This is a genomic window from Streptomyces sp. NBC_00162, assembly GCF_024611995.1.
Lineage (GTDB): Bacteria > Actinomycetota > Actinomycetes > Streptomycetales > Streptomycetaceae > Streptomyces.
This window is the reverse complement of sequence record NZ_CP102509.1, coordinates 3,625,628-3,649,524: the sequence shown is the minus strand read 5'-3', so window position 1 is coordinate 3,649,524 and position 23,897 is coordinate 3,625,628. Positions and strand designations below refer to the sequence as shown.

At 72.2% G+C, this 23,897-nt stretch carries 21 protein-coding genes and 1 pseudogene; 13 read left to right on the top strand and 9 right to left on the bottom strand.

Features of this window, described 5'->3' with window-relative positions; all coding sequences use genetic code 11:
- The first annotated feature begins 137 nt into the window (after nucleotides 1-137).
- From JIW86_RS16780 to JIW86_RS16770, 3 genes are all read left to right on the top strand, one after another.
- Nucleotides 138-1,628 carry an ABC transporter permease gene (locus JIW86_RS16780; protein WP_257554507.1) on the top strand — a complete coding sequence of 497 codons (1,491 nt, stop codon included), beginning with the start codon at nucleotides 138-140 and terminating at the stop codon, nucleotides 1,626-1,628.
- 103 nt (nucleotides 1,629-1,731) lie between these two features.
- Nucleotides 1,732-2,409 carry an ABC transporter ATP-binding protein gene (locus JIW86_RS16775; protein ID WP_215148356.1) on the top strand — a complete coding sequence of 226 codons (678 nt, stop codon included), beginning with the start codon at nucleotides 1,732-1,734 and terminating at the stop codon, nucleotides 2,407-2,409.
- A gap of 33 nt (nucleotides 2,410-2,442) precedes the next feature.
- Nucleotides 2,443-3,405: a GNAT family N-acetyltransferase gene (locus tag JIW86_RS16770; protein WP_257554506.1), complete on the top strand. Its 963-nt coding sequence runs from the start codon at nucleotides 2,443-2,445 to the stop codon at nucleotides 3,403-3,405.
- On the opposite strand, the gene JIW86_RS16765 is transcribed toward JIW86_RS16770, so the two are convergent.
- The gene (locus JIW86_RS16765; protein WP_257554505.1) at nucleotides 3,395-4,318 is read right to left on the bottom strand and encodes a helix-turn-helix transcriptional regulator; all 924 of its coding nucleotides are present in this window, start codon (nucleotides 4,316-4,318) and stop codon (nucleotides 3,395-3,397) included. The two genes, JIW86_RS16770 and JIW86_RS16765, sit on opposite strands and share 11 nt — an antisense overlap.
- A 161-nt stretch (nucleotides 4,319-4,479) precedes the next feature.
- On the opposite strand from JIW86_RS16765, the gene JIW86_RS16760 reads away from it, so the two are divergent.
- A complete protein-coding gene (locus tag JIW86_RS16760) occupies nucleotides 4,480-5,535 on the top strand; it encodes an NAD(P)-dependent alcohol dehydrogenase (protein WP_257554504.1) in 1,056 nt (351 codons plus the stop codon).
- Between the two features lie 70 nt (nucleotides 5,536-5,605).
- Here the strand turns inward: JIW86_RS16760 and msrA are convergent, their stop codons facing one another.
- Complete coding sequence (gene msrA, locus JIW86_RS16755; protein WP_257554503.1) at nucleotides 5,606-6,268, bottom strand: peptide-methionine (S)-S-oxide reductase MsrA; 663 nt, start codon at nucleotides 6,266-6,268, stop codon at nucleotides 5,606-5,608.
- A gap of 125 nt (nucleotides 6,269-6,393) precedes the next feature.
- The gene (locus JIW86_RS16750; RefSeq protein ID WP_257554502.1) at nucleotides 6,394-7,500 is read right to left on the bottom strand and encodes a hypothetical protein; all 1,107 of its coding nucleotides are present in this window, start codon (nucleotides 7,498-7,500) and stop codon (nucleotides 6,394-6,396) included.
- Nucleotides 7,501-7,597: 97 nt separating this feature from the next.
- On the opposite strand from JIW86_RS16750, the gene JIW86_RS16745 reads away from it, so the two are divergent.
- A complete protein-coding gene (locus tag JIW86_RS16745; RefSeq protein ID WP_257554501.1) occupies nucleotides 7,598-8,755 on the top strand; it encodes a cystathionine gamma-synthase in 1,158 nt (385 codons plus the stop codon).
- Between the two features lie 27 nt (nucleotides 8,756-8,782).
- Here JIW86_RS16745 and JIW86_RS16740 read toward each other — a convergent pair whose 3' ends face one another.
- The 3 genes from JIW86_RS16740 to JIW86_RS16730 are packed head-to-tail and all read right to left on the bottom strand — an operon-like array spanning nucleotide 8,783 to nucleotide 10,004.
- Nucleotides 8,783-9,037, bottom strand: coding sequence for a hypothetical protein (locus tag JIW86_RS16740; protein ID WP_257554500.1), 255 nt, complete (start codon nucleotides 9,035-9,037; stop codon nucleotides 8,783-8,785).
- Nucleotides 9,034-9,441 (bottom strand): sigma factor-like helix-turn-helix DNA-binding protein, encoded by a 408-nt coding sequence (locus JIW86_RS16735; protein ID WP_257554499.1) that lies wholly within the window; start codon nucleotides 9,439-9,441, stop codon nucleotides 9,034-9,036. The genes JIW86_RS16740 and JIW86_RS16735 overlap by 4 nt, the downstream gene beginning before the upstream one ends.
- Nucleotides 9,442-9,482: 41 nt before the next feature.
- Entirely contained in the window at nucleotides 9,483-10,004 is a 522-nt protein-coding gene (locus tag JIW86_RS16730) for a MarR family winged helix-turn-helix transcriptional regulator (RefSeq protein ID WP_215148339.1), read from the bottom strand.
- A gap of 349 nt (nucleotides 10,005-10,353) precedes the next feature.
- Between JIW86_RS16730 and ilvA the strand changes: the two genes are divergently transcribed.
- From ilvA to JIW86_RS16715, 3 genes and pseudogenes are all read left to right on the top strand, one after another.
- Nucleotides 10,354-11,586 (top strand): threonine ammonia-lyase, encoded by a 1,233-nt coding sequence (gene ilvA / locus JIW86_RS16725; protein WP_257554498.1) that lies wholly within the window; start codon nucleotides 10,354-10,356, stop codon nucleotides 11,584-11,586.
- A 131-nt stretch (nucleotides 11,587-11,717) separates the two neighbouring features.
- Nucleotides 11,718-12,738, top strand: a pseudogene (locus JIW86_RS16720) (ATP-binding cassette domain-containing protein).
- An 89-nt stretch (nucleotides 12,739-12,827) separates the two neighbouring features.
- The gene (locus tag JIW86_RS16715; protein WP_251065286.1) at nucleotides 12,828-13,619 is read left to right on the top strand and encodes an ABC transporter permease; all 792 of its coding nucleotides are present in this window, start codon (nucleotides 12,828-12,830) and stop codon (nucleotides 13,617-13,619) included.
- Between the two features lie 93 nt (nucleotides 13,620-13,712).
- Here JIW86_RS16715 and greA read toward each other — a convergent pair whose 3' ends face one another.
- Together greA and JIW86_RS16705 are read right to left on the bottom strand one after the other, a co-directional pair.
- Nucleotides 13,713-14,210: a transcription elongation factor GreA gene (gene greA, locus JIW86_RS16710; protein WP_215148333.1), complete on the bottom strand. Its 498-nt coding sequence runs from the start codon at nucleotides 14,208-14,210 to the stop codon at nucleotides 13,713-13,715.
- Between the two features lie 145 nt (nucleotides 14,211-14,355).
- Nucleotides 14,356-14,763 (bottom strand): DUF4307 domain-containing protein, encoded by a 408-nt coding sequence (locus tag JIW86_RS16705; RefSeq protein WP_257554497.1) that lies wholly within the window; start codon nucleotides 14,761-14,763, stop codon nucleotides 14,356-14,358.
- A gap of 120 nt (nucleotides 14,764-14,883) precedes the next feature.
- Here JIW86_RS16705 and mca point away from each other — a divergent pair, with 120 nt between their 5' ends.
- A complete protein-coding gene (mca, locus tag JIW86_RS16700; protein ID WP_215148331.1) occupies nucleotides 14,884-15,765 on the top strand; it encodes a mycothiol conjugate amidase Mca in 882 nt (293 codons plus the stop codon).
- 2 nt (nucleotides 15,766-15,767) lie between these two features.
- A complete protein-coding gene (locus tag JIW86_RS16695; RefSeq protein WP_257554496.1) occupies nucleotides 15,768-15,992 on the top strand; it encodes a hypothetical protein in 225 nt (74 codons plus the stop codon).
- A 73-nt stretch (nucleotides 15,993-16,065) separates the two neighbouring features.
- On the opposite strand, the gene JIW86_RS16690 is transcribed toward JIW86_RS16695, so the two are convergent.
- The gene (locus JIW86_RS16690; protein ID WP_257554495.1) at nucleotides 16,066-19,290 is read right to left on the bottom strand and encodes a tetratricopeptide repeat protein; all 3,225 of its coding nucleotides are present in this window, start codon (nucleotides 19,288-19,290) and stop codon (nucleotides 16,066-16,068) included.
- 156 nt (nucleotides 19,291-19,446) lie between these two features.
- On the opposite strand from JIW86_RS16690, the gene JIW86_RS16685 reads away from it, so the two are divergent.
- The 3 genes from JIW86_RS16685 to JIW86_RS16675 all read left to right on the top strand — a co-directional run bounded on the left by JIW86_RS16685 (nucleotide 19,447) and on the right by JIW86_RS16675 (nucleotide 23,843).
- Nucleotides 19,447-20,223, top strand: coding sequence for a DUF4344 domain-containing metallopeptidase (locus JIW86_RS16685; protein ID WP_257554494.1), 777 nt, complete (start codon nucleotides 19,447-19,449; stop codon nucleotides 20,221-20,223).
- A 27-nt stretch (nucleotides 20,224-20,250) separates the two neighbouring features.
- Entirely contained in the window at nucleotides 20,251-22,305 is a 2,055-nt protein-coding gene (locus JIW86_RS16680) for a thioredoxin domain-containing protein (RefSeq protein WP_257554493.1), read from the top strand.
- A 257-nt stretch (nucleotides 22,306-22,562) separates the two neighbouring features.
- Nucleotides 22,563-23,843: a glycosyltransferase gene (locus JIW86_RS16675; RefSeq protein WP_257554492.1), complete on the top strand. Its 1,281-nt coding sequence runs from the start codon at nucleotides 22,563-22,565 to the stop codon at nucleotides 23,841-23,843.
- Nucleotides 23,844-23,897 lie beyond the last annotated feature (54 nt).

The following is a 23,897-nucleotide window of genomic DNA, read 5'->3' as shown; positions in this document are numbered from 1 at the left end:
GTGTGAAGACCTTCTGACCTCGCAGTACATCCGGCGGACGGCCGGGAACCCCCTCGGGTTCCCGGCCGTCCGCCTTTTCATGCGACTCTCACCCGCGGCTTATCCGGCCATCACGGGTGCTGCCTAGCTTCGGCCGCATGTTCCTCACCTACCTCCGGCGCGAGCTGCGCCGCCGCCGGAAGGCCGCCCTCGTCGTCGCCTCCGGACTCGCCCTGGGCATCGCCCTCGTCATCGTCGTCACCTCCGTCTCGGCGGGTATGACGCAGGCGCAGGGCAAGGTCCTGCAGTCCCTCTACGGACTCGGCACGGACATGACCGTCACCAAGGCCCAGACCCCGCCGGAGGAAGGCAGCACCGCCGCCCGTCCCCGCTTCCAGTTCGACGCCAAGGGCGAGGGGGAGGAGGACGCCGGCACCGAGCAGAGCAGCGACATGGTGCTGCCCCAGGGCTTCCAGACCCTCGACGCCGCCACCGTCGCCAAGGTGGCCGGACAGGACGGGGTCGCGCAGGCCGTCGGCGGCCTCAGCCTTCAGGTGATGAAGGTCAACGGGCAGTTCAAGCGCGGCGAGTTCAAGCGCGTCGAGGGGGCTACGCCCGCCAAGCCGGGCGCCACGGGAGGCGCGGGCGCAGGCTCCGGCTCCGGCGGTACTGTCGAGGGCGGCGGCGCCGACTTCGACGTCAACTCCTTCACCGTCTACGGCGCGGACGTCACCCGGCCGAAGCTGGGCCCGCTCACCACCTCCAAGATCACCTCGGGTCGCGGTTTCGAGGCGGGCGAGACCGACGCGGCCGTGGCCGTCGTCGACAGCGCCTACGCCACCAAGAACAAGCTGGCCGCCGGCTCCGAAATCACCGTCAAGAAGACCGTGTTCAAGGTCGTCGGCATCGCCACCGCCGACAGCGGGGACGCCGCCGCCAACGTGTACGTCCCGCTCAAGCAGGCCCAGACCCTCGCCGAGACCCCTGACAAGATCACCACGGTCTACGTCCAGGCCAAGGACTCCCAGGGCCTCGCCGACGTCAAGCAGGCCATCCAGAAGAACGTCCCCGACACCACCGTCACCACCTCCGCCGACCTCGCCGACACCGTCTCCGGCTCGCTGTCCACGGCCGCCTCGCTCGCCTCCACCGTCGGCACCTGGCTCTCGTACGCCGTCCTCGCCGCCGCCTTCCTCGTCGCGGGCCTCCTCACCTCCTCGGCCGTCAGCCGCCGGGTCCGCGAGTTCGGCACCCTCAAGGCGCTCGGCTGGAAGAGCGGCCGCGTCACCCGCCAGGTCGCCGGCGAAGCCCTCGTCAACGGCCTGATCGGCGGCGTCCTCGGCATCGGCCTGGGCCTCGGCGCGGCCTACCTGATCACCGCCGTCAGCCCCACCCTCACCGCGCAGCTCGCGGGCGGTGGCGGCGGCCTGATGCGGGCCGCCGGTCCGGGCGGCGGCGCCGCGATGACGCGGGGCGCCCGCGACGCGGCCGGCAAGGCCCTGGACGTCGCGCTCACCGCGCCCGTCTCGCTCGCCACCATCGGCCTGGCCGTGGGCCTCGCCGTCCTGGGCGGACTGGTCGCGGGCGGCTTCGGCGGCTGGCGCGCCTCCCGGCTGCGGCCGGCGGACGCCCTGCGCCGCGTCGAATAGCCGCGCGCCCGCCCATCAGCCCGCCCATCAGCCCGTACAACACCCACGCGCGTACCCCCGCCCGTACGCCCGTCCGCACCCAGCGACCGAGGGAACGAACGACATGTACCAACTCACCGGTGTCACCAAGCGCTACCGGCGCGGCAAGGAATCCATCGACGCGCTCGCCGGGGTCGACCTGACCATCGAGGACGGCGGCCGGCTCGTCATCCAGGGCCCCACGGGCGGCGGCAAGTCCACCCTGCTCCAGATGCTCGGCGCCCTCGACCGGCCCACGCAGGGCCAGGTCGTCCTCGACGGCCTGGACCTGGCCACGGTCTCGGAGGCCCGGCTCACCCGGGTCCGGGCGGAGAACATCGGCTTCGTCTTCCAGTCCTTCAACCTGATCCCGACCCTCACGGCGCAGGAGAACGTCGAGACGGCCCTGGTCCCGCTCGGCCTCAAGGCCCGCGTACGGCGCGAACGGGCCGCCGAGGCCCTGGAGTCGGTGGGGCTCGGCGAACGCATGGGCCACCTGCCCGGGGAGATGTCCGGCGGCCAGCAGCAGCGCGTCGCGATCGCGCGGGCGCTGGTGAAACGGCCGAAGGTGCTGCTGGCCGACGAGCCGACCGGCAACCTCGACGAGTCCATGCGCGACGAGGTCATGGACCTGCTGGAAGGGCTCTGCACGGAGCACGGGCTCACCTTCGTCATGGTCACGCACGACAGCGCGCTGGCGAAGCGGGCGCCGCGGGTGGCGACAATTCGCCGCGGACGGGTGACGGTGACCGAAAACGCCTGACCAGAGGCCGCGGCCGCTGCTTAGGCTCGGGGGATGACGATCAGAGCGCTGCCCGTGCCCCCGACCGAGACCCAGGTGGACGACTGGTGGGCGGTCCTGGTCGCCGCCTCGGCCGCCGACCTGCCGCAGCTGCCCGCGCCCTCCCGGCTGGAGGTCGCCGGGCGGCTGTGCGTGGCGCCCGCCCGCGGCCACGCCGTGCTCTGGGCGGCGGACGAGGCACAGGGCGTGGCGGGCCTGCTCCTGTTCACGGACGAGGCCAACAGCCACACCGCGTTCCTGGACGTGCTGACGGTACGTCCGGACGCCCGCCGGCGGGGCGTCGGCACCGCCCTGTGGCAGCGGGTCCGCGACGAACTGCTCGCGCAGGGGCGGACCTCGGTGGCGGCGATGGTGGACCTGGGAGGTCCGGGGCAGGCGTTCGCGGAGTCGCTCGGGTTCGAGAACGTCCTGCCCCTGGCCTGGTACGCACAGGACGTGACCCGGCAGCAGGACCGGCCGGCCGCCCCGGCCACGCCGGGGTACGAACTGCACGCCTGGCACGGCCTGGTGCCGGACGACCGGGCGGCGGCGGTGGCCAGGGCCCACGGGGCGATGGAGGACGCGCCCATGGGGGACGTGGACGAGAGGATCGAGACCTGGACGGCCGAGCGGCTGCACGCGGCGCACCGGCTGATCCTGGACCGGGGCGGCGAGCTGACCACGGTCGCCGCGGTCACCGGATCCGGCGAGGTGGCCGCGTACACGGAACTGGTCCTGCCGGATCCCGCCGGCGCCCGCGCCCTCCAGTACGACACCGTCGTCGTCCCCGCCCACCGCGGCCACGGCCTCGGCCGCGCCGTGAAGCTGCGCATGATGGAGCTGGCCGCGCACCGGTATCCCGCCCTGCGGCAGATCGCCACGACGGTCGCGGACGAGAACACTCCGATGCGCGCGGTGAACGAGGCCCTCGGCTACCGCCACGAACGCGACACGGCGTACTACCAGCTCAAGCTGTAGCGGCGGGGTCCCGGTCCGCCCCGGCCCCGGCCGCCCCGGCTGCTCCGGCCTCGCTTCCGGCCTGCTCCGACGGGGCGGACCACGACGACAGCAGGCGCAGCGCGTCCTCGGACGGGGACCCGGGCGCCGCGTGGAAGGTGACCAGGAACTGCGCCGGATCGTCCGGCAGCTCCAGCCTCTCGAAGTACAGGTCCAGCTCGCCCACCAGCGGATGCCGCAGCTTCTTCACCCCGTGCGTCTTGTCGGCCACCGTGTGCGCCGCCCACAGCCGGCGGAACTCCTCGTTCTTCACCGACAGCTCCCCGACCAGCGCAGTCAGCTGCTCGTCGTCCGGGTGCTGGCCCGCGTACATCCGCAGGTTGCTCACCACCTCGCAGGCCCGGCACTCCCACTCCGCGTACAGCTCGGCCGTCGCCGGGTCCAGGAACACCAGCCGCACCAGGTTCCGCTCCTGCACGGGCAGCGCCCCGAAGTCCCCGAACACCGCGGCCGCGAGCCGGTTCCAGCCGAGTACGTCCTGCCGCCGGCCCACGAGGTAGGCCGGTACGCCTTCCATCGCGTCCATCAGCGTCCGCAGCTCCGGCCGGACCTGCTGCGGACGGTGGCTCTGGCGGCGCCGGCGTGCCTGCGGGCGCGCCAGATGCGTCAGGTGCGCCCGCTCCGTGCCGTCCAGGCGCAGCGCCCGCGCGATGGCGTCCAGCACCTCCGCCGACACGTTGTGCCCGCTGCCCTGCTCCAGGCGCGTGTAGTACGCGACGGACACCCCCGCCAGCAGCGCCAGTTCCTCGCGGCGCAGGCCTGGGACGCGCCGGTGGCGCCCGTAGTCGGGCAGGCCCACGTCCTCGGGGCGCAGCCGCGCGCGGCGGCTGCGCAGGAACTCGCCGAGCTCGGCTCGCTGATCACGCTGGTCCATACCGCCAGTATCGCCGGGAGCCCGCCGCGGCGCGGCGGTGTTCCTGACCCCGCCAAGGGTAGGTCCGGCAGTCCTAGGCAGGGCAGGGGGCTGGGTGGGCGCCGCCCGGCCCGGCAGGCTGGCATCCGAACACACCAGCGTCACCGCCGAGGAGCACCCCCATGTCCGTCACCGCCATCACCCAGGTCGCCGCCTACGCGGCCCCCGCCCCCAAGGCCCCGCTGGAGCGCATCACGGTCCCGCGCCGCCCCGTCGGCGAGCACGACGTCCTCATCGACATCAAGTACGCCGGAATCTGCCACTCCGACATCCATCAGGTCCGCGACGGCTGGGGCGAGGGCATCTACCCCATGGTCCCCGGGCACGAGATCGCCGGCGTCGTCACCGAAGTCGGCCCGGGCGTCACGAAGTTCGCGGTCGGGGACCGGGTGGGCGTCGGCTGTTTCGTCGACTCCTGCCGTGAGTGCGAGTACTGCCTGCGTGGCCAGGAGCAGTTCTGCGCCAAGGGAATGACCGGCACGTACAACGCCCTCGACAAGAACGGCGAGCCCACGTACGGCGGATACTCCAGCCACATCGTCGTCGACGAGAACTACACCGTCCGCATACCCGACGGCCTCGCCCTCGACGTCGCCGCCCCGCTGCTGTGCGCCGGCATCACCCTGTACTCCCCGCTCCGCCACTGGCAGGCGGGCCCCGGCAAGAAGGTCGCCATCGTCGGCCTGGGCGGCCTCGGGCACATGGGCGTGAAGATCGCCCACGCGCTGGGCGCGGAGGTCACCGTGCTGTCGCAGACCCTGCGCAAGAAGGAGGACGGCCTGGGGCTCGGCGCCACCCACTACTACGCCACGAACGACGAGACCACCTTCGAGAAGCTCGCCGGCAGCTTCGACCTGATCCTGTCCACCGTCTCCGCGCCGCTCGGCCTGGACGCGTACCTCGCCCTGCTGAAGGTCGACGGCGCGCTGGTGAACGTCGGCGCCCCGGAGGAGCCGGTCGCGCTCAACCTCTTCTCCGTCATAGGCGGCCGCAAGTCCCTCGCCGGATCGATGATCGGCGGGATCGCCGAGACCCAGGAGATGCTGGACTTCTGCGCCGAGCACGGCCTGGGCTCGGAGATCGAACTGATCCGCGCCGACGAGGTCAACGAGGCGTACGAGCGCGTACTGGCGAGCGACGTCCGCTACCGCTTCGTGATCGACGCCTCGACCATCTGAGCCGTTCGTGCAAGGCGGGAGCGGCGGTCGCGCAGGGCGCCGCTCCCGCCGGGGTCGGTCGGGCGGGCCGTTACTGCGCGGGGGCCACGCCGATCGGGCAGCTCACGCCCGTGCCGCCGATGCCGCAGTAGCCGCCCGGGTTCTTGTCGAGGTACTGCTGGTGGTGGGCCTCCGCCGGCCAGAACGGGCGGTCCGTCGCCGGGAGGACGGCCGTGCTGATCTCGCCGTGGCCCGAGGCGGTGAGGACCCGCTGGTAGGCCGTGCGGGAGGCCTCGGCCGCCGCCTGGTGGACGGGGGAGTGGGTGTAGACCGCCGAGCGGTACTGGGTGCCCACGTCATTGCCCTGGCGGAAGCCCTGGGTCGGGTCGTGGGACTCCCAGAACAGCTTGAGCAGGGTCTCGTACGAGACCTGCGCCGGGTCGAAGACCACGCGGACGACCTCGGTGTGGCCGGTCTGGCCCGAGCACACCTCCTCGTACGTCGGGTTCTCGGTGAAGCCGCCCTGGTAGCCGGCCAGGGTGGTCCACACCCCCGGGGTCTGCCAGAACTTGCGCTCCGCACCCCAGAAACAGCCCAGACCGAAGTCGGCGACCTCCAGGCCCTCCGGGTACGGGCCGGCCAGCGGGTTGCCCAGCACGGTGTGCTTTGCGGGCAGGGCGAAGAGAGGCTCAGGGCGGCCCTTCAGGGCCTCCTCGCGGGTGGGGAGCTCGGGCGTGCGGCGGTACGAGAACATGGAATTCCCTCCTTGTACGCATGACAACGGGCCAGGGCGGGCGGGGATTCCCGGCCCGTCGGACCCGTAAGGCCTGCGTAAGATCCCGGCCCGTCGGCCCGTCGGCCCGTCGGCCCGTCGGCCCGTCAGTGCGGCAGCGTCGCCGGGGAGCCGCCGTTCGCCTCGTAGCCCGCGACCGCCAGCGCCCGGTACACCGCGTACTGCGCCGCCGGGTCCTCCGAGGCCGACCACGGCAGGGCTCCCACGTAGCCGTCCACGTGCCGGACCTGCTCCATGGCCTCCGCCCAGCGCTCCATGTTGACCAGGAACAGCAGCAGCAGATGCCGTACGTGCGCCAGCATCGGGTCGTCCTGGCGCGCCGTGTGGACCGCGTACAGCGCGCCCTCCACCGCCCGCGTCACGACCGCGCCCTGGTAGAAGCTCCCGACCAGGACCACGTCCGGCAGGTTCTCGTACAGCGCGAAGAGCGGCAGCGCCGCCAGCAGCGAGCCCTGCGGGGCGCGGGCCGCGGCCGCGTGCGAGAAGGCGTCCGCCTGCTCCCGCGAGCCGTGCCACTTCCCGCACCAGTAGTGCAGCGCCGCCAGATGCGCGCCCATGTGCGCCGGGGCCCGGTCGATGACCTTCGCCCACAGCGTGTCGAACTCCGCCTCCGAGTACGCGAGCCCCCGCGCGATCGCCAGCTCCGTGATGTAGGGGACCGGGTCGCCCGGCGACAGCAGCGCCGCCTTGCGGCACGCCTCCCGCGCCTCCTCCAGGATGATCCGGTGGTCCTGCGAGCCGACCCCGCCCGAGCTCCGCCACGCCTGCTGCACCAGCAGTTCCGCGTGGACCTGCGCGCCGGCCGCGTCCTTCTCCGCTTCCAGCCGCCACGCCTTCAGCCACTGCGCGCCCACACCCGGCTGCTGTACGAGCTCCAGCGCCGCCGCGCCACCGAAGGCCTGCACGCGCTGCCAGCGCTGCTCGCCGTCCTTCGGGGTCCCGGCGAGCAGCTGGGAGGCCGCCTGCCACTGGCCGGTCGACCGGACGTTGTCGAGGGCGTCCATCAGGTCCCGGTCCGGCCCGGGGATCCGGATGTCGAGATCCTCCTGCCGGTCGAATCCGTAGTTCGCGGGGTCGGCGGCGTCCGGGCTGCCCGGGGCGACCAGGCGAATACCGCCGCGCTTGCGCCGTATGTACGGACTGACGACGAACACGATCATGAGGATCGCGAACAGGAACAACAGAATCTCCATGCCCCAAGCGAACCAGACCGAGGGGGGCACAGGCCAATGGCCTTCCAATGGCAGGCCAGGAGAGGAGCAATCCCCATGCGGGGCTTAGGCTCTGCCCATGAGCGACGACAGCCACGAGCACCAGAGCTTCGAGACCCGCGCGATCCACGCGGGCAACACGGCGGACCCGCTGACCGGCGCGGTCGTACCGCCGATCTACCAGGTCTCCACGTACAAGCAGGACGGCGTCGGGGGCCTGCGCGGCGGCTACGAGTACAGCCGCAGCGGCAACCCGACCCGCACCGCACTGGAGGAGAACCTCGCGGCGCTGGAGGGCGGCCGGCGCGGGCTCGCCTTCGCGTCCGGGCTCGCCGCCGAGGACTGCCTGCTGCGGACGATGCTCTCCCCGGGCGACCACGTGGTCATCCCCAACGACGCCTACGGCGGCACCTTCCGCCTCTTCGCGAAGGTCGTCTCCCGCTGGGGCGTGGAGTGGTCGGTGGCCGACACCTCCGACGCGGCCGCCGTCCGCGCCGCCATCACCCCCAAGACCAAGCTCATCTGGGTCGAGACCCCTTCCAACCCGCTGCTCGGCATCACCGACATCGCCGTGGTCGCCGACATCGCGCGCACGGCCGGCGCCCGGCTGGTCGTGGACAACACCTTCGCGTCCCCCTACCTCCAGCAGCCCCTCGCGCTCGGCGCGGACGTGGTCGTGCACTCGCTGACCAAGTACATGGGCGGCCACTCCGACGTGGTCGGCGGCGCGCTGGTCACCGCCGACGCGGCGCTGGGCGAGGAGCTGGCCTACCACCAGAACGCCATGGGCGCGGTGGCCGGGCCGTTCGACTCCTGGATCGTGCTGCGCGGCATCAAGACCCTGGCCGTGCGGATGGACCGGCACGCGGAGAACGCGGCCAAGATCGTGGACGTGCTCCAGCGCCACCCGAAGGTCACCAAGGTCCTCTACCCGGGCCTGCCCGAGCACCCCGGCCACGACATCGCCGCCAAGCAGATGCGCAACTTCGGCGGGATGATCTCCTTCCGGGTCGCCGGCGGCGAGGAAGAGGCCGTCGCGGTCTGCGGCCGCACCAAGATCTTCACCCTGGCCGAGTCCCTGGGCGGCGTCGAGTCGCTCATCGAGCACCCGGGCCGCATGACCCACGCCTCGGTGGCCGGCTCGGCCCTGGAGGTTCCCGCGGACCTGATCCGCGTCTCGGTCGGCATCGAGAACGCCGACGACCTCATCGCGGACCTGACCCAGGCTCTGGGCTGACCGCGTCACCGTCCTGGAGGGCTGGGGCTACCAGCCCTCCAGGGGCGGTGAGATGTCCGCCGGGGGCGTGACCCACGGCTGGGTCAGGGCGGCCCAGACCGTGAAGGCCACCGCCGCCGCGAGGAGCAGCGCCCAGCCGAACCCGCGGAGCACCCGGCGCCGGCGCAGCAGCCGGTCGCCGCGGGCCGCCGCGCCCGCCGCGAGATCGGCCGGGACCACCGGGTACGGGCCTTCCAGGAGCCGTCTGACCCGGGCTTCCTTCCGGTCCGGGAAGCCGCTCACCGCAGCTCCGCCACGGCCCGGTTGCACAGCACGCGGACCCGCTCGGCCGGCAGCCCCAGCTGCGCCGCCGTGACTTCCTCCGCGACCCCCTCGTAGATCCGCAGGACCAGTACGAGCCGCTCCAGCGGGCTCAGCCGGGCCAGCACCCCCGTCCCGCCCTGGTGGCGCCAGCCGGTGCGGGCGAAGGCGGCGCACAGCTCCTGGCGGGTGAAGTCGTACGGGTCGTCCCCGCGCAGCCGCTGCCAGTTCGCGTACGTACGGGCCAGCGCGCCCGCCAGCAGCCGGCGCGCGGGCTCCGGCTCACCGGTCAGCAGGATCGCGACGTGCAGCAGCCGCCCCGCCGCGCCTGCGACGAAGGCCTGGAACTCCGTGTAGGAGCCTGCCCGTTGGTCAACCGCCCGCATGCTTCACATAGTGCGGGCAGCGGGTCCGTCCAGGTCAAGAGTCAGGACGCGGGACCGGCGTCGGCGACGGCCGCCATCAGCTCCGACAGCGACACGTTGAACCGGGTCAGCAGTTTCGTGAAGGACTCGCGCTCCTCCTCGCTCCACTCGTCCGTCACGCGCGCCATCAGCTCGCGCCGCGAGGAGCGCACCTCCTCCAGCCGCGCCAGCCCGCGCGGGGACAGCGCGAGGACCACGGCCCGCCCGTCCTCGGGGTGCGAGGTCCGCTTGACCAGACCGGTGTCGACCAGCGGCGCGACCTGCCGGGTCACCGTGGACGAGTCGATGCCCATGCCGCCGGCGAGCGCCTTGACGCCCATCGGCCCCTCCAGGTCGAGCCGGTTCAGCAGCAGGTACGCGGCCCGGTCCATCGAGTTGCGGGCCTGGCCGACGCCGCCCAGGCGGGTCTGCTCGGCGCGGCGTGCGAAGACCGCCACCTGGTGCTGGAGCGCGTCGAGGAGACCCGCTCCGGCAGGCGCTTCGCCCGCCACGGGCAGATGGGAATTGGCCGGGGATGAAGGCATGGCCGTGGGCTCTCTTCGCATGGGTCCGACAAGGATGGGGGACAGAGTACGCGGCCGTACGGCGCCTCGTACGGCTCGTACGAGAACTGGTACGGCCCGTCAGCGCAGCCGCTCCGCAGCCGTCCCGGTTGGCCTGATTTCGCCCCTCTCGCACCCCTCTCGCACCGCCCGCGCACCCTCCTCGCGGCCGGCTCGCGCACCCTTCCCGCGAGCCGCTTCCGGCCCTTTCCCGCCCCCTTCCTGTTTCGTTCCCGTCCTCTTCCCGCCCTCTTCTCGCCCTTTTCCCGTCACCTTCCCGTCCCCTTCGCCGCGCAGAGCCCGGCCGCGCGCGGGCTGCGAGACTGGCGGCATGAACTACCGCGTGCCCGAGCCCGTCCCGCAGGTCATCCTCGACGACATCCGGGGGGCTCAGAAGATGCTCTCCGGCGTCTCCCGGGTCACCGCGATGGAGGGCAGCCGGCACCTCTCCTCGCTCACCGGCTCCCCGGTCCACCTCAAGTGCGAGAACCTCCAGCGCACCGGCTCCTTCAAGCTGCGCGGGGCGTACGTGCGCATCGCCGGACTGCGGCCCGAGCAGCGGGCCGCGGGTGTCGTGGCCGCCAGCGCCGGCAACCACGCGCAGGGCGTGGCGCTGGCCTCCTCCCTCCTCGGGGTCCGCTCCACGGTGTTCATGCCCGTCGGGGCGCCGCTGCCCAAGGTGGCCGCGACGCAGGAGTACGGCGCCGAGGTGCGCATGCACGGGCACGTCGTCGACGAGACCCTGGCCGCCGCCCAGGACTACGCGGACCGCACCGGGGCGGTGTTCATCCACCCCTTCGACCACCCCGACATCATCGCGGGCCAGGGCACCGTGGGACTGGAGATCCTGGAGCAGTGCCCCGAGGTGCGCACGATCCTCGTCGGCATCGGCGGCGGCGGTCTCGCGGCGGGCGTCGCGGTCGCCGTGAAGGCGCTGCGCCCCGACGTGAAGGTGATCGGCGTCCAGGCGGCGGGCGCGGCCGCGTACCCGCCCTCGCTGAAGGTCGGGCACCCGGTGTCGATCGACAACCCGAACACGATGGCGGACGGCATCAAGGTCGGCCGCCCCGGCGACGTCCCCTTCAAAATCATCGGCGAGCTCCTCGACGACGTGCGTACGGTCTCCGAGGACGCGCTCTCCAGTGCCCTGCTGCTGTGCCTGGAGCGGGCCAAGCTGGTGGTCGAGCCGGCCGGGTGCAGCACGGTCGCCGCGCTGCTGAGTGAGCCCGAACGGTACGGCGGTGGCCCGGTGGTGGCCGTCCTGTCGGGCGGGAACATCGACCCGCTGCTGCTCCAGCGGATCCTGCGCCACGGCATGGCGGCGGCGGGCCGGTACCTGTCGCTGCGGCTGCGCGTGGCCGACCGACCGGGGGCCTTGGCCGGGCTCCTGGCGGTGTTGTCGGTGGTCGATGCGAACGTACTTGATGTGAGCCACGTACGGACCGACCCGCGGCTCGGGCTCACGGAGGTGGAGGTCGAGCTGCACCTGGAGACGAAGGGTCCGGAGCACTGCGCGGAGGTCGCGCGGTCGCTGCACAGCGCGGGGTACAAGGTGATGAGCTAGCACTGTGTGACGAGCCGGGAAGCGGAGGTGGTACGTCCCCCGTTGGGCCGGGCGAGGGATGTCCGGCGCCCATAAGCTTTGCCTAGGAACGCCCCGATTTCTGCTGGTCCGATCACACTGGGAGAATCCGTATGCCAGGCGCGATCTACGCCGAAGGCCTGGTCAAGTCCTTCGGCGACGTACGGGCCCTGGACGGCGTGGACCTCGATGTCCCCGAAGGCACCGTCCTGGGCCTGCTCGGCCCCAACGGCGCGGGCAAGACCACGACCGTGCGCGTCCTGACCACCCTCCTGCGCCCCGACAGCGGCAAGGCCGTCGTCGCCGGCCTGGACGTCCTCAAGTACCCCAACGAGGTCCGCCGGGCCATCGGCCTGTCCGGCCAGTTCGCCGCCGTCGACGAGTACCTCACCGGCCGCGAGAACCTCCAGATGGTCGGCCAGCTCTACCAGATGAGGGCCAAGGCGGCGAAGGCGCGCGCCGACGAACTCCTCGAGCGCTTCAACCTCGCCGACGCCGCCGACCGCACCGCCAAGACCTACTCCGGCGGCATGCGCAGGCGCCTCGACCTCGCGGCCGCCCTCGTCGTCAGCCCGCCCGTGATGTTCATGGACGAGCCGACCACCGGACTCGACCCGCAACCGCCAGCAGCTGTGGGGGATCATCCAGGAACTGGTCGCCGGCGGCACCACCCTGCTGCTCACCACCCAGTACCTGGAGGAGGCCGACCACCTCGCGCACGACATCTGCGTGGTCGACCAGGGCAAGGTCATCGCGCGCGGCACCTCCGACCAGCTCAAGGCCCGTACGGGCGGCGAGCGCGTGGAGGTCGTCGTCCACGAGCGCGACCACATAGCCACCGCGCGCGAGGTGCTCGCCGTCTTCGGCAAGGGCGAGACCACCGTCGAGGAACACACCCGCAAGCTCACCGTGCCCGTGTCGGGCGGCGCCAAGCTGCTCGCCGAGGTCATCCGCGAGCTGGACGGCCGGGGCATCGAGATCGACGACATCGGGCTGCGCCGCCCGACCCTCGACGACGTGTTCATCTCCCTGACCGGCCACGCGGCCGAACTGGCCACCGACGAGAACGGCGACGGCGCCCCCGCCGCCGACGCCAAGGGCCGCAAGACAGCGCTGAAGGAGAAGGCGAAGTGACCATCACCTCCCCGACCCCGGGCACCCCGGGCTCCTCCCCGATCAGGGAACTCGCGGCACCCCGCCCGCGCGGCGGCATCGTCCAGGGCATGAACGACTCCCTGGTGATCGCCAAGCGGAACCTGATCCGGATGTCCCGGATCCCCGAGATGATCATCTTCGGTGTGATCCAGCCGGTCATGTTCGTCGTGCTCTTCAGCTACGTCTTCGGCGGCTCCATCAGCGTCGGCGGCAACACCTCGCCCGCCGCCTACCGCGAGTTCCTGATGGCCGGCATCTTCGCCCAGACCGTCACCTTCGCCACCGCCGGCGCGGGCGCGGGCATCGCGGACGACATGCACAAAGGCCTGATCGACCGCTTCCGCTCACTGCCCATGGCCCGCGGCGCGGTCCTCACCGGCCGCACGCTCGCCGACCTCGTCCAGACCACGCTGACCCTCGTGGTCCTCGCGATCGTGGCTCTGCTCGTCGGCTGGCGCACCCACACGAGCATGGGCGAGGTGCTCGCCGGCTTCGCCCTGCTGCTCCTGCTCGGCTACGCCTTCTCCTGGATCGGCGCCCTGATCGGCCTGTCGGTGCGCACCCCGGAGGCGGCCACCTCGGGCGGGCTGATCTGGCTCTTCCCGCTGACGTTCATCTCGAACGCCTTCGTCCCCTCCGAGAACATGCCGCCGTTCCTGCGGACCATCGCGGAGTGGAACCCCTTCAGCGCCACCGTCCAGGCGGCCCGCGTGCTCTTCGGCAACCTCCCGGAGGGCTACCCGGTCCCGGAGGCCTGGCCGATGCAGCACCCGATCCTGGCGTCCGTCCTCTGGTCGCTGCTGATCATCGTGGTCTTCCGGAGCCTCGCGGTCCGCAAGTACCGCTCGGCGACCGCATAGGCCCGTACGCGCCCGCCCGTACGCACGCTGCACGCACCGATGCCCGGCCGGGTTCTCCCGGCCGGGCATCGGTGCGTGTATGAAGGGGGGTGATCAGCCGGTGAAGGGCTTGACGTCAAGGATCTTGACGGAGGCCTTCTTGCCGTTCGGGAGCTCGTACTGGGCGTCCTCGCCGATCGCCTTGCCCAGCACGCCGCTGCCCAGCGGGGACTGGGGCGAGTACGTCTCGAAGTCCGAGGACGCGTACTCGCGGGAGGCCAGCAGGAACTCCATGGTGTCGTCCTCGTCGCCATCGAAGGCGATCTTGACGAGTGTGCCGGGCGCCACCACGCCGTCGGACGCGGGCGCGGTCCCGACCTTGGCATTCTCCAGGAGCTGCGTCAGCTGTCGGACGCGGAGCTCCTGCTTTCCCTGCTCTTCCTTGGCCGCGTGGTAACCGCCGTTCTCACGCAGGTCGCCCTCCTCGCGGGCGGCTGCGATCTTCGTGGCGATCTCCGTGCGTGCGGGACCAGAGAGGTAGTCCAGCTCTGCCTTCAGCTGGTCGTACGCCGCCTGGGTCAGCCAGGTGACGCTTTCGCTCGTCTGGGTCACGGGTGCTCCTCGTCGGTACAGGGGACTACTAGGCCGCCAGCGGCGGACGAAACCACGAGCCTAACAATTCGGGAAGAAAAGGGGGAGGACCCGCGAGTCCGTTTGCCCGCCGTCCGTGGTCCGTACCGTGTCCCGGGCCGTGTCCTCAGCGGGCCGCCGGCTGGCAGCCGACCAGCTCGATCATTGTGGCGCGGCTCGTCGTCCTGAGCGAGACGACCTCGTCCACACGCGCCTCGGCCTGTGCGAACGTGAAGTCCGCGCGGCCCACCTCGGCGTGCTCCTTGTCCTGGGAGCTGAGGGTGCAGACCCCGGTGACCGAGGACTCCTTGCGGACCTCCAGGTGCACCTTCACCTCGGTGTCCGATTCCACCTGGAACTTGATCACCTCGGCGCTGACGCTCTGCCCCGCGACGTAGTCCCAGCCGATCCAGCCGACCACACCCAGCAGCAGGGCCCCCAGCACGGACCCGACGATCTTGAGCTTCCGGTCCGCACGCTCGTCCGCCGACCGGCCATAACGACCCTCGGGCAGCCCCTCGCGCACCGCGCTCATCGATCGTTCCTTCCGCCAGGGCGGGGCCGGATCCATGCGGACCCACCCCCGGAATTTTCCGTCCCCCGATTCGGTCACTATAGAAGCCGACTGTCACGCCGAATTGCAGAGGATCCCGTCTTGACCGAGCAGCTTCGACTGATGGCCGTCCACGCCCACCCCGACGACGAGTCGAGCAAGGGCGCGGCCACCATGGCCAAGTACGTGTCCGAGGGGGTGCCCGTGCTGGTCGTGACCTGCACCGGAGGCGAGCGCGGCTCCGTGCTGAACCCCAAGCTCCAGGGTGACAAGTACATCGAGGAGAACATCCACGAGGTACGCCGCAAGGAGATGGACGAGGCCCGCGAGATCCTCGGCGTCGAGCAGGAGTGGCTCGGCTACGTCGACTCCGGCCTGCCCGAGGGCGACCCGCTGCCCCCGCTGCCCGAGGGCTGCTTCGCACTGGAGGACGTGGACGAGGCCGCCGGCCGCCTCGTGAAGAAGATCCGCGCCTTCAAGCCGCAGGTCGTCACCACCTACGACGAGAACGGCGGCTACCCGCACCCCGACCACATCATGACCCACAAGATCTCGATGGTGGCCTTCGACGGAGCGGCCGACACCGAGAAGTACCCCGAGGCCGAGTTCGGCCCGGCGTACCAGCCGCAGAAGCTCTACTACAACCAGGGCTTCAACAAGCCGCGCACCATCGCCCTGCACGAGGCGCTGCTCTCGCGCGGCATGGAGTCCCCGTACGGGGAGTGGCTGGAGCGGTGGAAGGAGTTCGAGCGCACCGAGCGGACCCTGACCACCCACGTGCCCTGCGCGGACTTCTTCGAGATCCGTGACAAGGCGCTCGTCGCCCACGCCACGCAGATCGACCCGGACGGCGGCTGGTTCCGCGTCCCCATGGACGTCCAGCGGGAAGTCTGGCCCACGGAGGAGTACGAGCTCGCGAAGTCGCTCGTCGACACTTCCCTCCCCGAGTCCGACCTCTTCGCGGGCATCCGGGAGAATGCGTAGCTATGAGCGCTACGCAGGCAGCACTGACCCAGCTCCTCCCGCTGGCGGGTGACACCTTCGACAAGAACAAGGTGACGCCCGGCATCCTGGGCTTCATCGTGTTCGCGGCCCTCGCCATCGGGGTGTGGGGCCTGATGAAGTCGATGAACCGGCACATGGGCCGGGTCGACTTCGAAGAGGCCCCGGAGCCGGGCGCCGCCCCCTCTCCGTCCGCGGACAGGACCTAGCCGACGGAGACCGCCGCCCGCCCCGCCCCGCCCGTCGATCCGGCGGGGCGGCGGTCTCCGCGCGTCATGTGTGTCACACGGGCTCGGCCGCGGGCGGCGGCAGCGGTACGCCCATGATCTCCCGCGAGTGGAGGTTCGGCACCAGGCCCAGCCGCCACGCCTGCCAGCCCTCCGCCGGGTCCACCCCGCGGCCCAGGATCACGGCGTACGTCTCCAGGCAGTCCTCCAGCCGCCCGTCCCGCGCCGGATGCGGCGCCCCGGCCAGCCGGTCCAGCTCCGCCCGCGCCTCCTCCGGCGCTCCCGGCACCGTCAGGTCCGCGAAGTGGGTGTACGGCAGCAGCGTGCACCGCAGGAACCGCGCCCAGTCCTCCCCGCGCCGGTCCCCGTACGAGATGAACAGCCGTACCGCCTCCTCGCACAGGCCCAGCGCCTGCGACACCTTGGCGTTGCCGGCGTCCACCACCGCCAGCTCCAGGCAGGTCCACGCCTCGCCGTGCGCCAGCCCGATCCGCCGGAAGTCCGCCCGCGCGTCCACCAGCAGCTGCCGCGCGAAACCGGAGTTCTTCAGGTTCCCCGTCTGCGCCGCGCGCTGGTCCCGCGTCACCCGCCCCGAGTGGTGCCGCGCGTGCGCCAGCCCGTACACGTCCCGCATCCGCGAGAACATCGTCCGGGCCCGCTCCAGCTCCCGGACCGCCTGATCGCGCTCGCCGCCCTCCTCCAGCGCCTGCCCGAGGTAGTACAGCGTCCACGCCTCCCCGCGCGCGTCCTCCGCCTCCCGGTGCCGGGCCAGTGCCTCCCGCAGCCGCTCCAGCGCCGGACCCGGATCCCCGTCCACCACCCGGGCCCGGCCCAGCTGGGTCAGCGCCCACGCCTCACCGCGGTCATCGCGCGTACGCCCGTACAGCTCGAGGGCGAGCCGCAGCTCCGCCTCCGCCCGCTTCACGTCCCCCACCCGCAGGAACACCTGCCCCAGCTGGAAGTGCGCCCACGCCTCACCGTGCACGCTCTCGCTCTCCCGGTGCAGCGCCAGGGACTGCTCCAGCAGAGCCATCGCCTCCGCCAGGTGCGCCCGGTCCCGCTCCACGGCCGCCAGCGCGTGCAGCCCCCACGCGCGGTCGCCCGCCAGCTCCGGCGACTCCTGGAGCACCAGCGCCTCCCGGATGCGGGCCGCGGCCTCCGGGAGATTGCCCTGGTGGTGCAGGGTGATGCCCAGCGAGATCAGGGCCATGCCCGCCCCCGCGTCCTGATGGGCCTCCATGTACTGGTCCACCACCGAGGTCAGCGTCGTACGGGCCTTGTCCAGCTCGCCCAGCTGCCGGGCCGCGATACCGGTACGCCACTGCACCGACCGCACCAGCCGCCCCTGCTCACCCCCCTGCCGGCCGGCCTCCACCGCCTGCGTGAGCTCGTTGATCTCACCGAGCCGGTACAGGTCGCCGCGCAGCAGACAGAAGTCGCACAGCGCGCCCAGCAGGTCCAGCACCGCCTGCTGGTCCACGCCCTCCGAGTGCCGCAGCGCGGCCGTGATGAAGCTCGACTCGTCGTCCAGCCAGCGCAGGGCCGCGTCCAGCGAGGTGAAGCCGTGCCCGCCGAACTGATTCGCGCGCGTCGACATCTTCCCGTCGACCATCCGGATCACCGAGTCCGCCAGCTGCGCGTACACCCGGATCAGCCGTTCGTGCGCGGCCGCCGCCTCCGCCCGGTCCTCCTCCGCCTCCAGCCGCTCCGCCGCGTACCCGCGCACCGCGTCGTGCATCCGGAACCGCTGGCCCCGCACCCGCTCGATCAGCCCGGCCTCCCACAGCTCCTCCAGCGCGCGCAGCGCCGACTGCTCGGGTACGTCGGCCAGCGCGGCCGCGGCCGCACCGCCGAGCGAGGCCCGCCCGGCCAGCGACAACCGCCTGAGCAGCAGCCGGGCCGGTCCGTCGAGGCGGGCATCGGCGGCCCGCAGCGCCAGCTCCACCGGGTGGCCCGGCCCGGCATCGGGCACCAAGCCCTCGCGGGCCAGCGGCGTCAGCATCCGCAGCGCCAGCGGGAGCCCGCCGCTGCGCTCCACCACGGCGGCCGCGTCCGTGTCCCGGGGCGGCGCGGCCGCCCGTACCAGCTCCGCCGCGTCCGCCTCCGCCAGCCGCTCGACCGGCAGCTGGTGCACCCACGCCGCGAGGTCCGCGGGCAGCTCCAGCGGCTCGGGCGCCGTCACCAGCACCAGACTCTCCGACCGCTCCGGCACCAGCATCCGTACCTGCGCCGCGTCCACCGCGTCATCGAGCACCACCGTCACCGGCAGCCCCTGGAGGTGCTGGTGGTACAGCTCGCCCAGCCGCCGCACCTGCTGATCCGCCGAAGCCCCCTCCCGGAACAGCAACTGCTCGCGCGGCGCCCCCAGCCGGTTCAGCAGGTGCAGCAACGCCTCCCGTGTCGACAACGGGGCCTCGCCCCGCGGCGAACCGCCCCGCAGGTCCACCACGCACGCGCCCCGGAACTGGTCCCGCAGCCCGTGCGCCGCCCGCAGCGCCAGAGCCGTCCGGCCCACCCCCGGCTCCCCGTGCAGCACCACCACGACCGGGCGGGTCTCCGTACTGGCCCGGGCCGCCTGCACCCACTGCGCGATCCGCGTCAGCTCCGCCTTCCGGCCCGCGAACAGCCCCGCCGGCTCCGGAAGCTGCCCGAAGGACTGCTCCAGGGCGCTGCGCCGCCGCGCCTCCGCGCTGCGGTCCGTCCCGCGCAGCTGCGGCGTGCTCCGGGGAGCCGTACGGGGCGCCCGCGCGGCCGCGGTGACCGCGCGCTGCTGTTCCAGGAAGGGCCGGATGCCGCGCACCTCCAGTGCCGACAGCCATTGCAGCTTCAGCTGCTCGGGCCCGCCCGGACGGCCCCGTTCCCCGGCCCGCCGGTTGGCCGCCGGCAGGTGCAGGGCCGTCACCTTCGCCACCGTCGCGACCGCGCCCGCGACACCCGTCACCGCCCCCGCGGTCAGCGCCGCACCGGCCGCGACACCGAGCGCCAGGTCCGCCCCGACGGCCGCGGCAGCCGCGACCGCCGTGACGAGTAAGGCCGTTGAGGTGTTGCCGCGCTTGAAGGCCTCGCCGAGCGACTGCTCCCCGGCCGCCGCCTCGTCCAGGGCCCGTACGTACGCCTCGTACTCCGGAGCCGCGCTCGCGGCGAGCGCGTCCAGCGCCTCCCGGGCCCGGGCCAGCAGTGCCGCCTTGTCCACCGGCGCGCCCGCCGCCGCCCGCCGCGTCTCCTCGTCGACGGCCCGCCCCAACAGCCGCTCGGCCTCACTGCGATGGCTGTCCCGCATCGGCATCCCCCTCAGAGAGCTCCGGCAACGTGCCACAAGTGTCCGTCGGGACGCTCGCGAGCGCGAGGGAATCTGAGCTAGTTCAGAGGGAGTTGAGCACCGGCAACCTCCTATAGTCGTCTCTCGTTGATCCAATTCAGGTGAACGGGGGACCCGGTGACGGCGCGAGGGATCCGTACGGCTGGGGTGGCCGCGGTCCTCGCCGGATGTGCGGCGGGGGCGCTGCTCGTGTGGGCCGCGGCCGGATTCGAGGAGGAGCTGCCCGACAAGGGGTTCGTCCTGCGCTACGAGGAGCCCGCGGCGGCCGACCGGCAGAACTCCCGCTTCCTGCAGGACCGGAAGATCGCCGAGTCCGTCCTCGCCGACCTCAACGACTACCTCGCCCTCCCGTACCGCGTCACCGTCGTCGCCCGCTCCTGCGCGGGCGAGGGCACCGGTTACGACCCGCAGGAGCGCCGCGTCGAGCTCTGCTACGACGATCTGACCGAGGAGCGCGAGCTGTTCGAGCGGGCGGGGGACCCGCGGCCGGACGAGCCGCTCGCCGAGGTCGTCCGCGAGACGCTCCACCACGAGGCGGGCCACGCCCTCGTGGACGCGCTGGACCTCCGGCCCGGGGGCGACCGCGCCGAGGAGGACGCCGCCGACCGCTTCGCCCAGGTGATGCTCCTGCTCCGCGACCCCGAGGGCGGTCGGACCCTCCTGACCGCCGCCCGGGCCTACGACCTCGCCGCCGCGGCCGACCCCGCCCCCGACCCCGCGGACGAGCACGCCCCGCCCGCCGCCCGCGCGGAGTCCCACCGCTGCGCGGTCCGCGGCGCGGCCCCCGACGGCCACCCGGACCTCGCCACCCCGCCCCGCGCCGACTGCCCCGCCACCTGGGCCCGCACCCGCGACACCTGGACGCACGACCTGTCCCCGCTCCTTCGGCGCTGATCTGATCTCTTGCGGCAGGATGTCCCCATGCCGAACCGCCTCGAGAACGAGACCTCGCCGTATCTGCTCCAGCACGCCGACAATCCCGTCGACTGGTGGCCGTGGTCGCCGGAGGCATTCGCTGAGGCGCGGGAGCGGGGCGTGCCCGTCATGCTCAGCGTCGGCTATTCAAGCTGCCACTGGTGCCATGTGATGGCGCACGAGTCCTTCGAGGACGAGCTGGCCGCCGTGTACATGAACGAGCACTTCGTCAACATCAAGGTGGACCGGGAAGAGCGCCCCGACGTCGACGCCGTCTACATGGAGGCCGTGCAGGCCGCCACCGGGCAGGGCGGGTGGCCGATGACCGTCTTCCTGACCCCGGACGCCGAACCGTTCTACTTCGGGACCTACTTCCCGCCCGAGCCCCGGCACGGGATGCCCTCCTTCATGCAGGTGCTCGAAGGCGTGCGGACCGCGTGGGTGGGGCGGCCCGAGGAAGTGGCCGAGGTGGCGCAGCGGATCGTACGGGACCTGGCCGGGCGGCAGTTGGACTACGGGAAGGCCGGCACGCCCGGGCCCGAGGAGCTGGCGCAGGCGTTGCTCGGGCTGACGCGGGAGTACGACGCCACGCGCGGCGGATTCGGCGGGGCGCCGAAGTTCCCGCCGTCCATGGTGCTGGAGTTCCTGCTGCGCCACCATGCCCGGACCGGGTCCGAGGGTGCGCTCCAGATGGCCGCCGACACGTGTGAGGCCATGGCCCGGGGCGGGATCTACGACCAGCTCGGCGGCGGGTTTTCGCGGTACTCCGTGGACCGGGAGTGGGTCGTGCCGCACTTCGAGAAGATGTTGTACGACAACGCGCTGCTCTGCCGTGTCTACGCGCATCTGTGGCGGGCCACGGGATCGGATCTGGCGCGCCGGGTCGCCCTGGAGACCGCCGACTTCATGGTCCGGGAGCTGCGCACCGACCAGGGCGGTTTCGCCTCCGCGCTCGACGCCGACAGTGAGGACCCGGTCAGCGGCAAGCACGCGGAGGGGGCGTACTACGCCTGGACGCCGGCCGAGCTGCGGGAGGTGCTCGGGGAGGACGACGGGGAGTTGGCCGTCGCGTACTTCGGGGTGACGGAGGAAGGCACCTTCGAGCACGGGAAGTCCGTACTCCAGCTGCCCCAGGACGGCCCGGCGGCCGATGCCGAGCGGATCGCGTCGATCCGGGCGCGGCTGTTCGCGGCGCGGCAGACGCGGCCCGCGCCCGGGCGTGACGACAAGGTCGTCGCCGCCTGGAACGGGCTCGCCATCGCCGCGCTCGCCGAGTGCGGGGCGTTCTTCGAGCGGCCCGACCTGATCGAGCGGGCCACCGAGGCGGCCGATCTGCTGGTGCGCGTGCACATGGACGGCCGGGCTCGGCTGGCGCGGACCAGCAAGGACGGTCAAGTGGGAGCCAATGCAGGTGTGTTGGAGGACTACGGCGATGTGGCCGAGGGGTTCCTCGCGCTTGCGTCGGTGACGGGGGAGGGGGTCTGGCTGGAGTTCGCCGGATTCCTCGTCGACCTGGTGCTGGACCGGTTCACCGCCGAGGACGGTTCGCTGTACGACACCGCGCACGACGCGGAGAAGCTGATCCGCCGGCCGCAGGACCCGACCGACACGGCCGCGCCGTCCGGCTGGACCGCCGCCGCGGGCGCGCTGCTCTCGTACGCCGCGCACACCGGTTCGGAGGCCCACCGTACGGCGGCCGAGCGGGCGCTCGGGGTGGTGCACGCCCTCGGGCCGCGCGCTCCGCGCTTCATCGGGCACGGGCTGGCGGTGGCCGAGGCGCTGCTGGACGGTCCGCGCGAGGTGGCGGTCGTCGGGCATCCGGAGGACCCGGCGCGGGCGGCGCTGCACCGGACGGCGTTGCTGGGGACGGCTCCTGGGGCGGTGGTGGCGACCGGCCTGCCGCTCGCGGAGGACGGCAGCGGCGCCGAGTTCCCCCTGCTGGCCGAGCGCACACTCGTGCACGACCTCCCGACGGCGTATGTGTGTCGACATTTCGTCTGCGCGCGGCCTACGACCGATCCGGTCGAACTGGCAGAGCAGTTGGGGGTGGTTCGTCCCTGAAGTACCCGGAGTACCGTCAATTCCGGTTGCCGTATATCAGTTCAGAAACACGTCATTTATCTCCGCTGCGCCTGACTGTCATGTTCACTGTCTAACCTCAGGTCGTTCGGGAGTCACTGTTTCGGGAGACATCGAGATGGCGCACTGGGGGGTGCGCGCAAGGGGGAAGCGGAGGCGGCGGGCCGGGGGGCCCGCCGTGAGCCTCCGGGGGGTTTGACGATTGCCGCCGGGGGTTGCGGCATGTCCGGGGGGACAATTTGTACACTTCTGTGTTCATTTCTGTCATTTCGCTGGCACTCTTCGGGATTGCCGCCTTCACGCTCTGGTGGCAGATGCACGCCTGGCGAACGCCGGAGGTGCTCGCGTCCACCCGCTTCGACCGCCCCGACGGGGGCGGCCGGCTGGCCTTCTCCCTGCTGCTGCCCGCCCGCCACGAGCAGGCGGTGCTGGAGCACACCATCGACCGGCTCCTGGAGTCGAGCCACAACGACTACGAGATCATCGTGATCGTCGGGCACGACGACCCCGAGACCGCCGCCGTCGCCGAGCGCGCCGCCGCGAAGGATCCGGCCCGCGTCCGGGTCGTCGTCGACCACCACGAGACCAAGAACAAGCCGAAGGCCCTCAACACCGCCCTCCCGTCCTGCCGGGGCGACATCGTCGGGGTCTTCGACGCCGAGGACCAGGTCCACCCCGAGCTGCTCGCCCACGTCGACCACGCCTTCCGCTCCACCGGCGCGGACGTGGTCCAGGGCGGCGTCCAGCTCATCAACTTCCACTCCAGCTGGTACAGCCTGCGCAACTGCCTGGAGTACTTCTTCTGGTTCCGCTCCCGGCTGCACCTGCACGCCGAGAAGGGCTTCATCCCGCTGGGCGGCAACACGGTCTTCGTGCGCACCGAGGTGCTCCGCGAGGCCGGCGGCTGGGACCAGAATTGCCTCGCCGAGGACTGCGACCTGGGCGTGCGGCTCTCGTCGGTCGGCAAGAAGGTGGTCGTCGCGTACGACTCCGACATGGTCACCCGCGAGGAGACGCCCGGCTCCCTGGTGAGCCTGCTCAAGCAGCGCACCCGCTGGAACCAGGGCTTCCTCCAGGTCTACCGGAAGAAGGACTGGCAGCAGCTGCCCGGCCGCGGGCAGCGCTGGCTCGCCCGCTACACGCTGATGACCCCGTTCATGCAGGCCGCGTCCGGGGTGATCATCCCGCTCAACTTCGCCGTCGCGGTCTTCCTCGACGTGCCGGTCGGCATCGCGATCATCACCTTCCTCCCCATGATCACGGCGATGGTGACGTTCGTCTTCGAGATCGTCGGCCTGCACGACTTCGGCCGCCAGTACGGACTGCGCATCCGCTTCGTGCACTACGTCAAGCTCGTCGTCGGCGGCCCGTTCTACCAGGTGATGCTCGCGGGCGCGGCGATCCGTGCGGTCTGGCGCGAGCAGCGCGGCCAGAGCGAGTGGGAACTGACCAGCCACACCGGCGCCCACCTCACCGGGGCGCCGGCCACCACCGCGATCCGAGAGGACAGCCACCAGTGACCGCCACCCTGCCCACGGCCACTGATCCCCAGCCCCAGTCGACGGGTACAGCGA

Coding starts and splice junctions, on each gene's coding strand:
- JIW86_RS16680 (WP_257554493.1), top strand. CDS start 20,251: ATGCCGAACCGCCTCGAGAACGAGACCTCGCCGTATCTGCTCCAGCAC.
- ilvA (WP_257554498.1), top strand. CDS start 10,354: ATGAACTACCGCGTGCCCGAGCCCGTCCCGCAGGTCATCCTCGACGAC.
- JIW86_RS16735 (WP_257554499.1), bottom strand. CDS start 9,441: ATGCGGGCGGTTGACCAACGGGCAGGCTCCTACACGGAGTTCCAGGCC.
- JIW86_RS16730 (WP_215148339.1), bottom strand. CDS start 10,004: ATGCCTTCATCCCCGGCCAATTCCCATCTGCCCGTGGCGGGCGAAGCG.
- JIW86_RS16760 (WP_257554504.1), top strand. CDS start 4,480: ATGTCCGTCACCGCCATCACCCAGGTCGCCGCCTACGCGGCCCCCGCC.
- JIW86_RS16750 (WP_257554502.1), bottom strand. CDS start 7,500: ATGGAGATTCTGTTGTTCCTGTTCGCGATCCTCATGATCGTGTTCGTC.
- JIW86_RS16770 (WP_257554506.1), top strand. CDS start 2,443: ATGACGATCAGAGCGCTGCCCGTGCCCCCGACCGAGACCCAGGTGGAC.
- JIW86_RS16690 (WP_257554495.1), bottom strand. CDS start 19,290: ATGCGGGACAGCCATCGCAGTGAGGCCGAGCGGCTGTTGGGGCGGGCC.
- JIW86_RS16745 (WP_257554501.1), top strand. CDS start 7,598: ATGAGCGACGACAGCCACGAGCACCAGAGCTTCGAGACCCGCGCGATC.
- JIW86_RS16765 (WP_257554505.1), bottom strand. CDS start 4,318: ATGGACCAGCGTGATCAGCGAGCCGAGCTCGGCGAGTTCCTGCGCAGC.
- msrA (WP_257554503.1), bottom strand. CDS start 6,268: ATGTTCTCGTACCGCCGCACGCCCGAGCTCCCCACCCGCGAGGAGGCC.
- JIW86_RS16695 (WP_257554496.1), top strand. CDS start 15,768: ATGAGCGCTACGCAGGCAGCACTGACCCAGCTCCTCCCGCTGGCGGGT.
- JIW86_RS16775 (WP_215148356.1), top strand. CDS start 1,732: ATGTACCAACTCACCGGTGTCACCAAGCGCTACCGGCGCGGCAAGGAA.
- JIW86_RS16705 (WP_257554497.1), bottom strand. CDS start 14,763: ATGAGCGCGGTGCGCGAGGGGCTGCCCGAGGGTCGTTATGGCCGGTCG.
- JIW86_RS16715 (WP_251065286.1), top strand. CDS start 12,828: ATGAACGACTCCCTGGTGATCGCCAAGCGGAACCTGATCCGGATGTCC.
- JIW86_RS16780 (WP_257554507.1), top strand. CDS start 138: ATGTTCCTCACCTACCTCCGGCGCGAGCTGCGCCGCCGCCGGAAGGCC.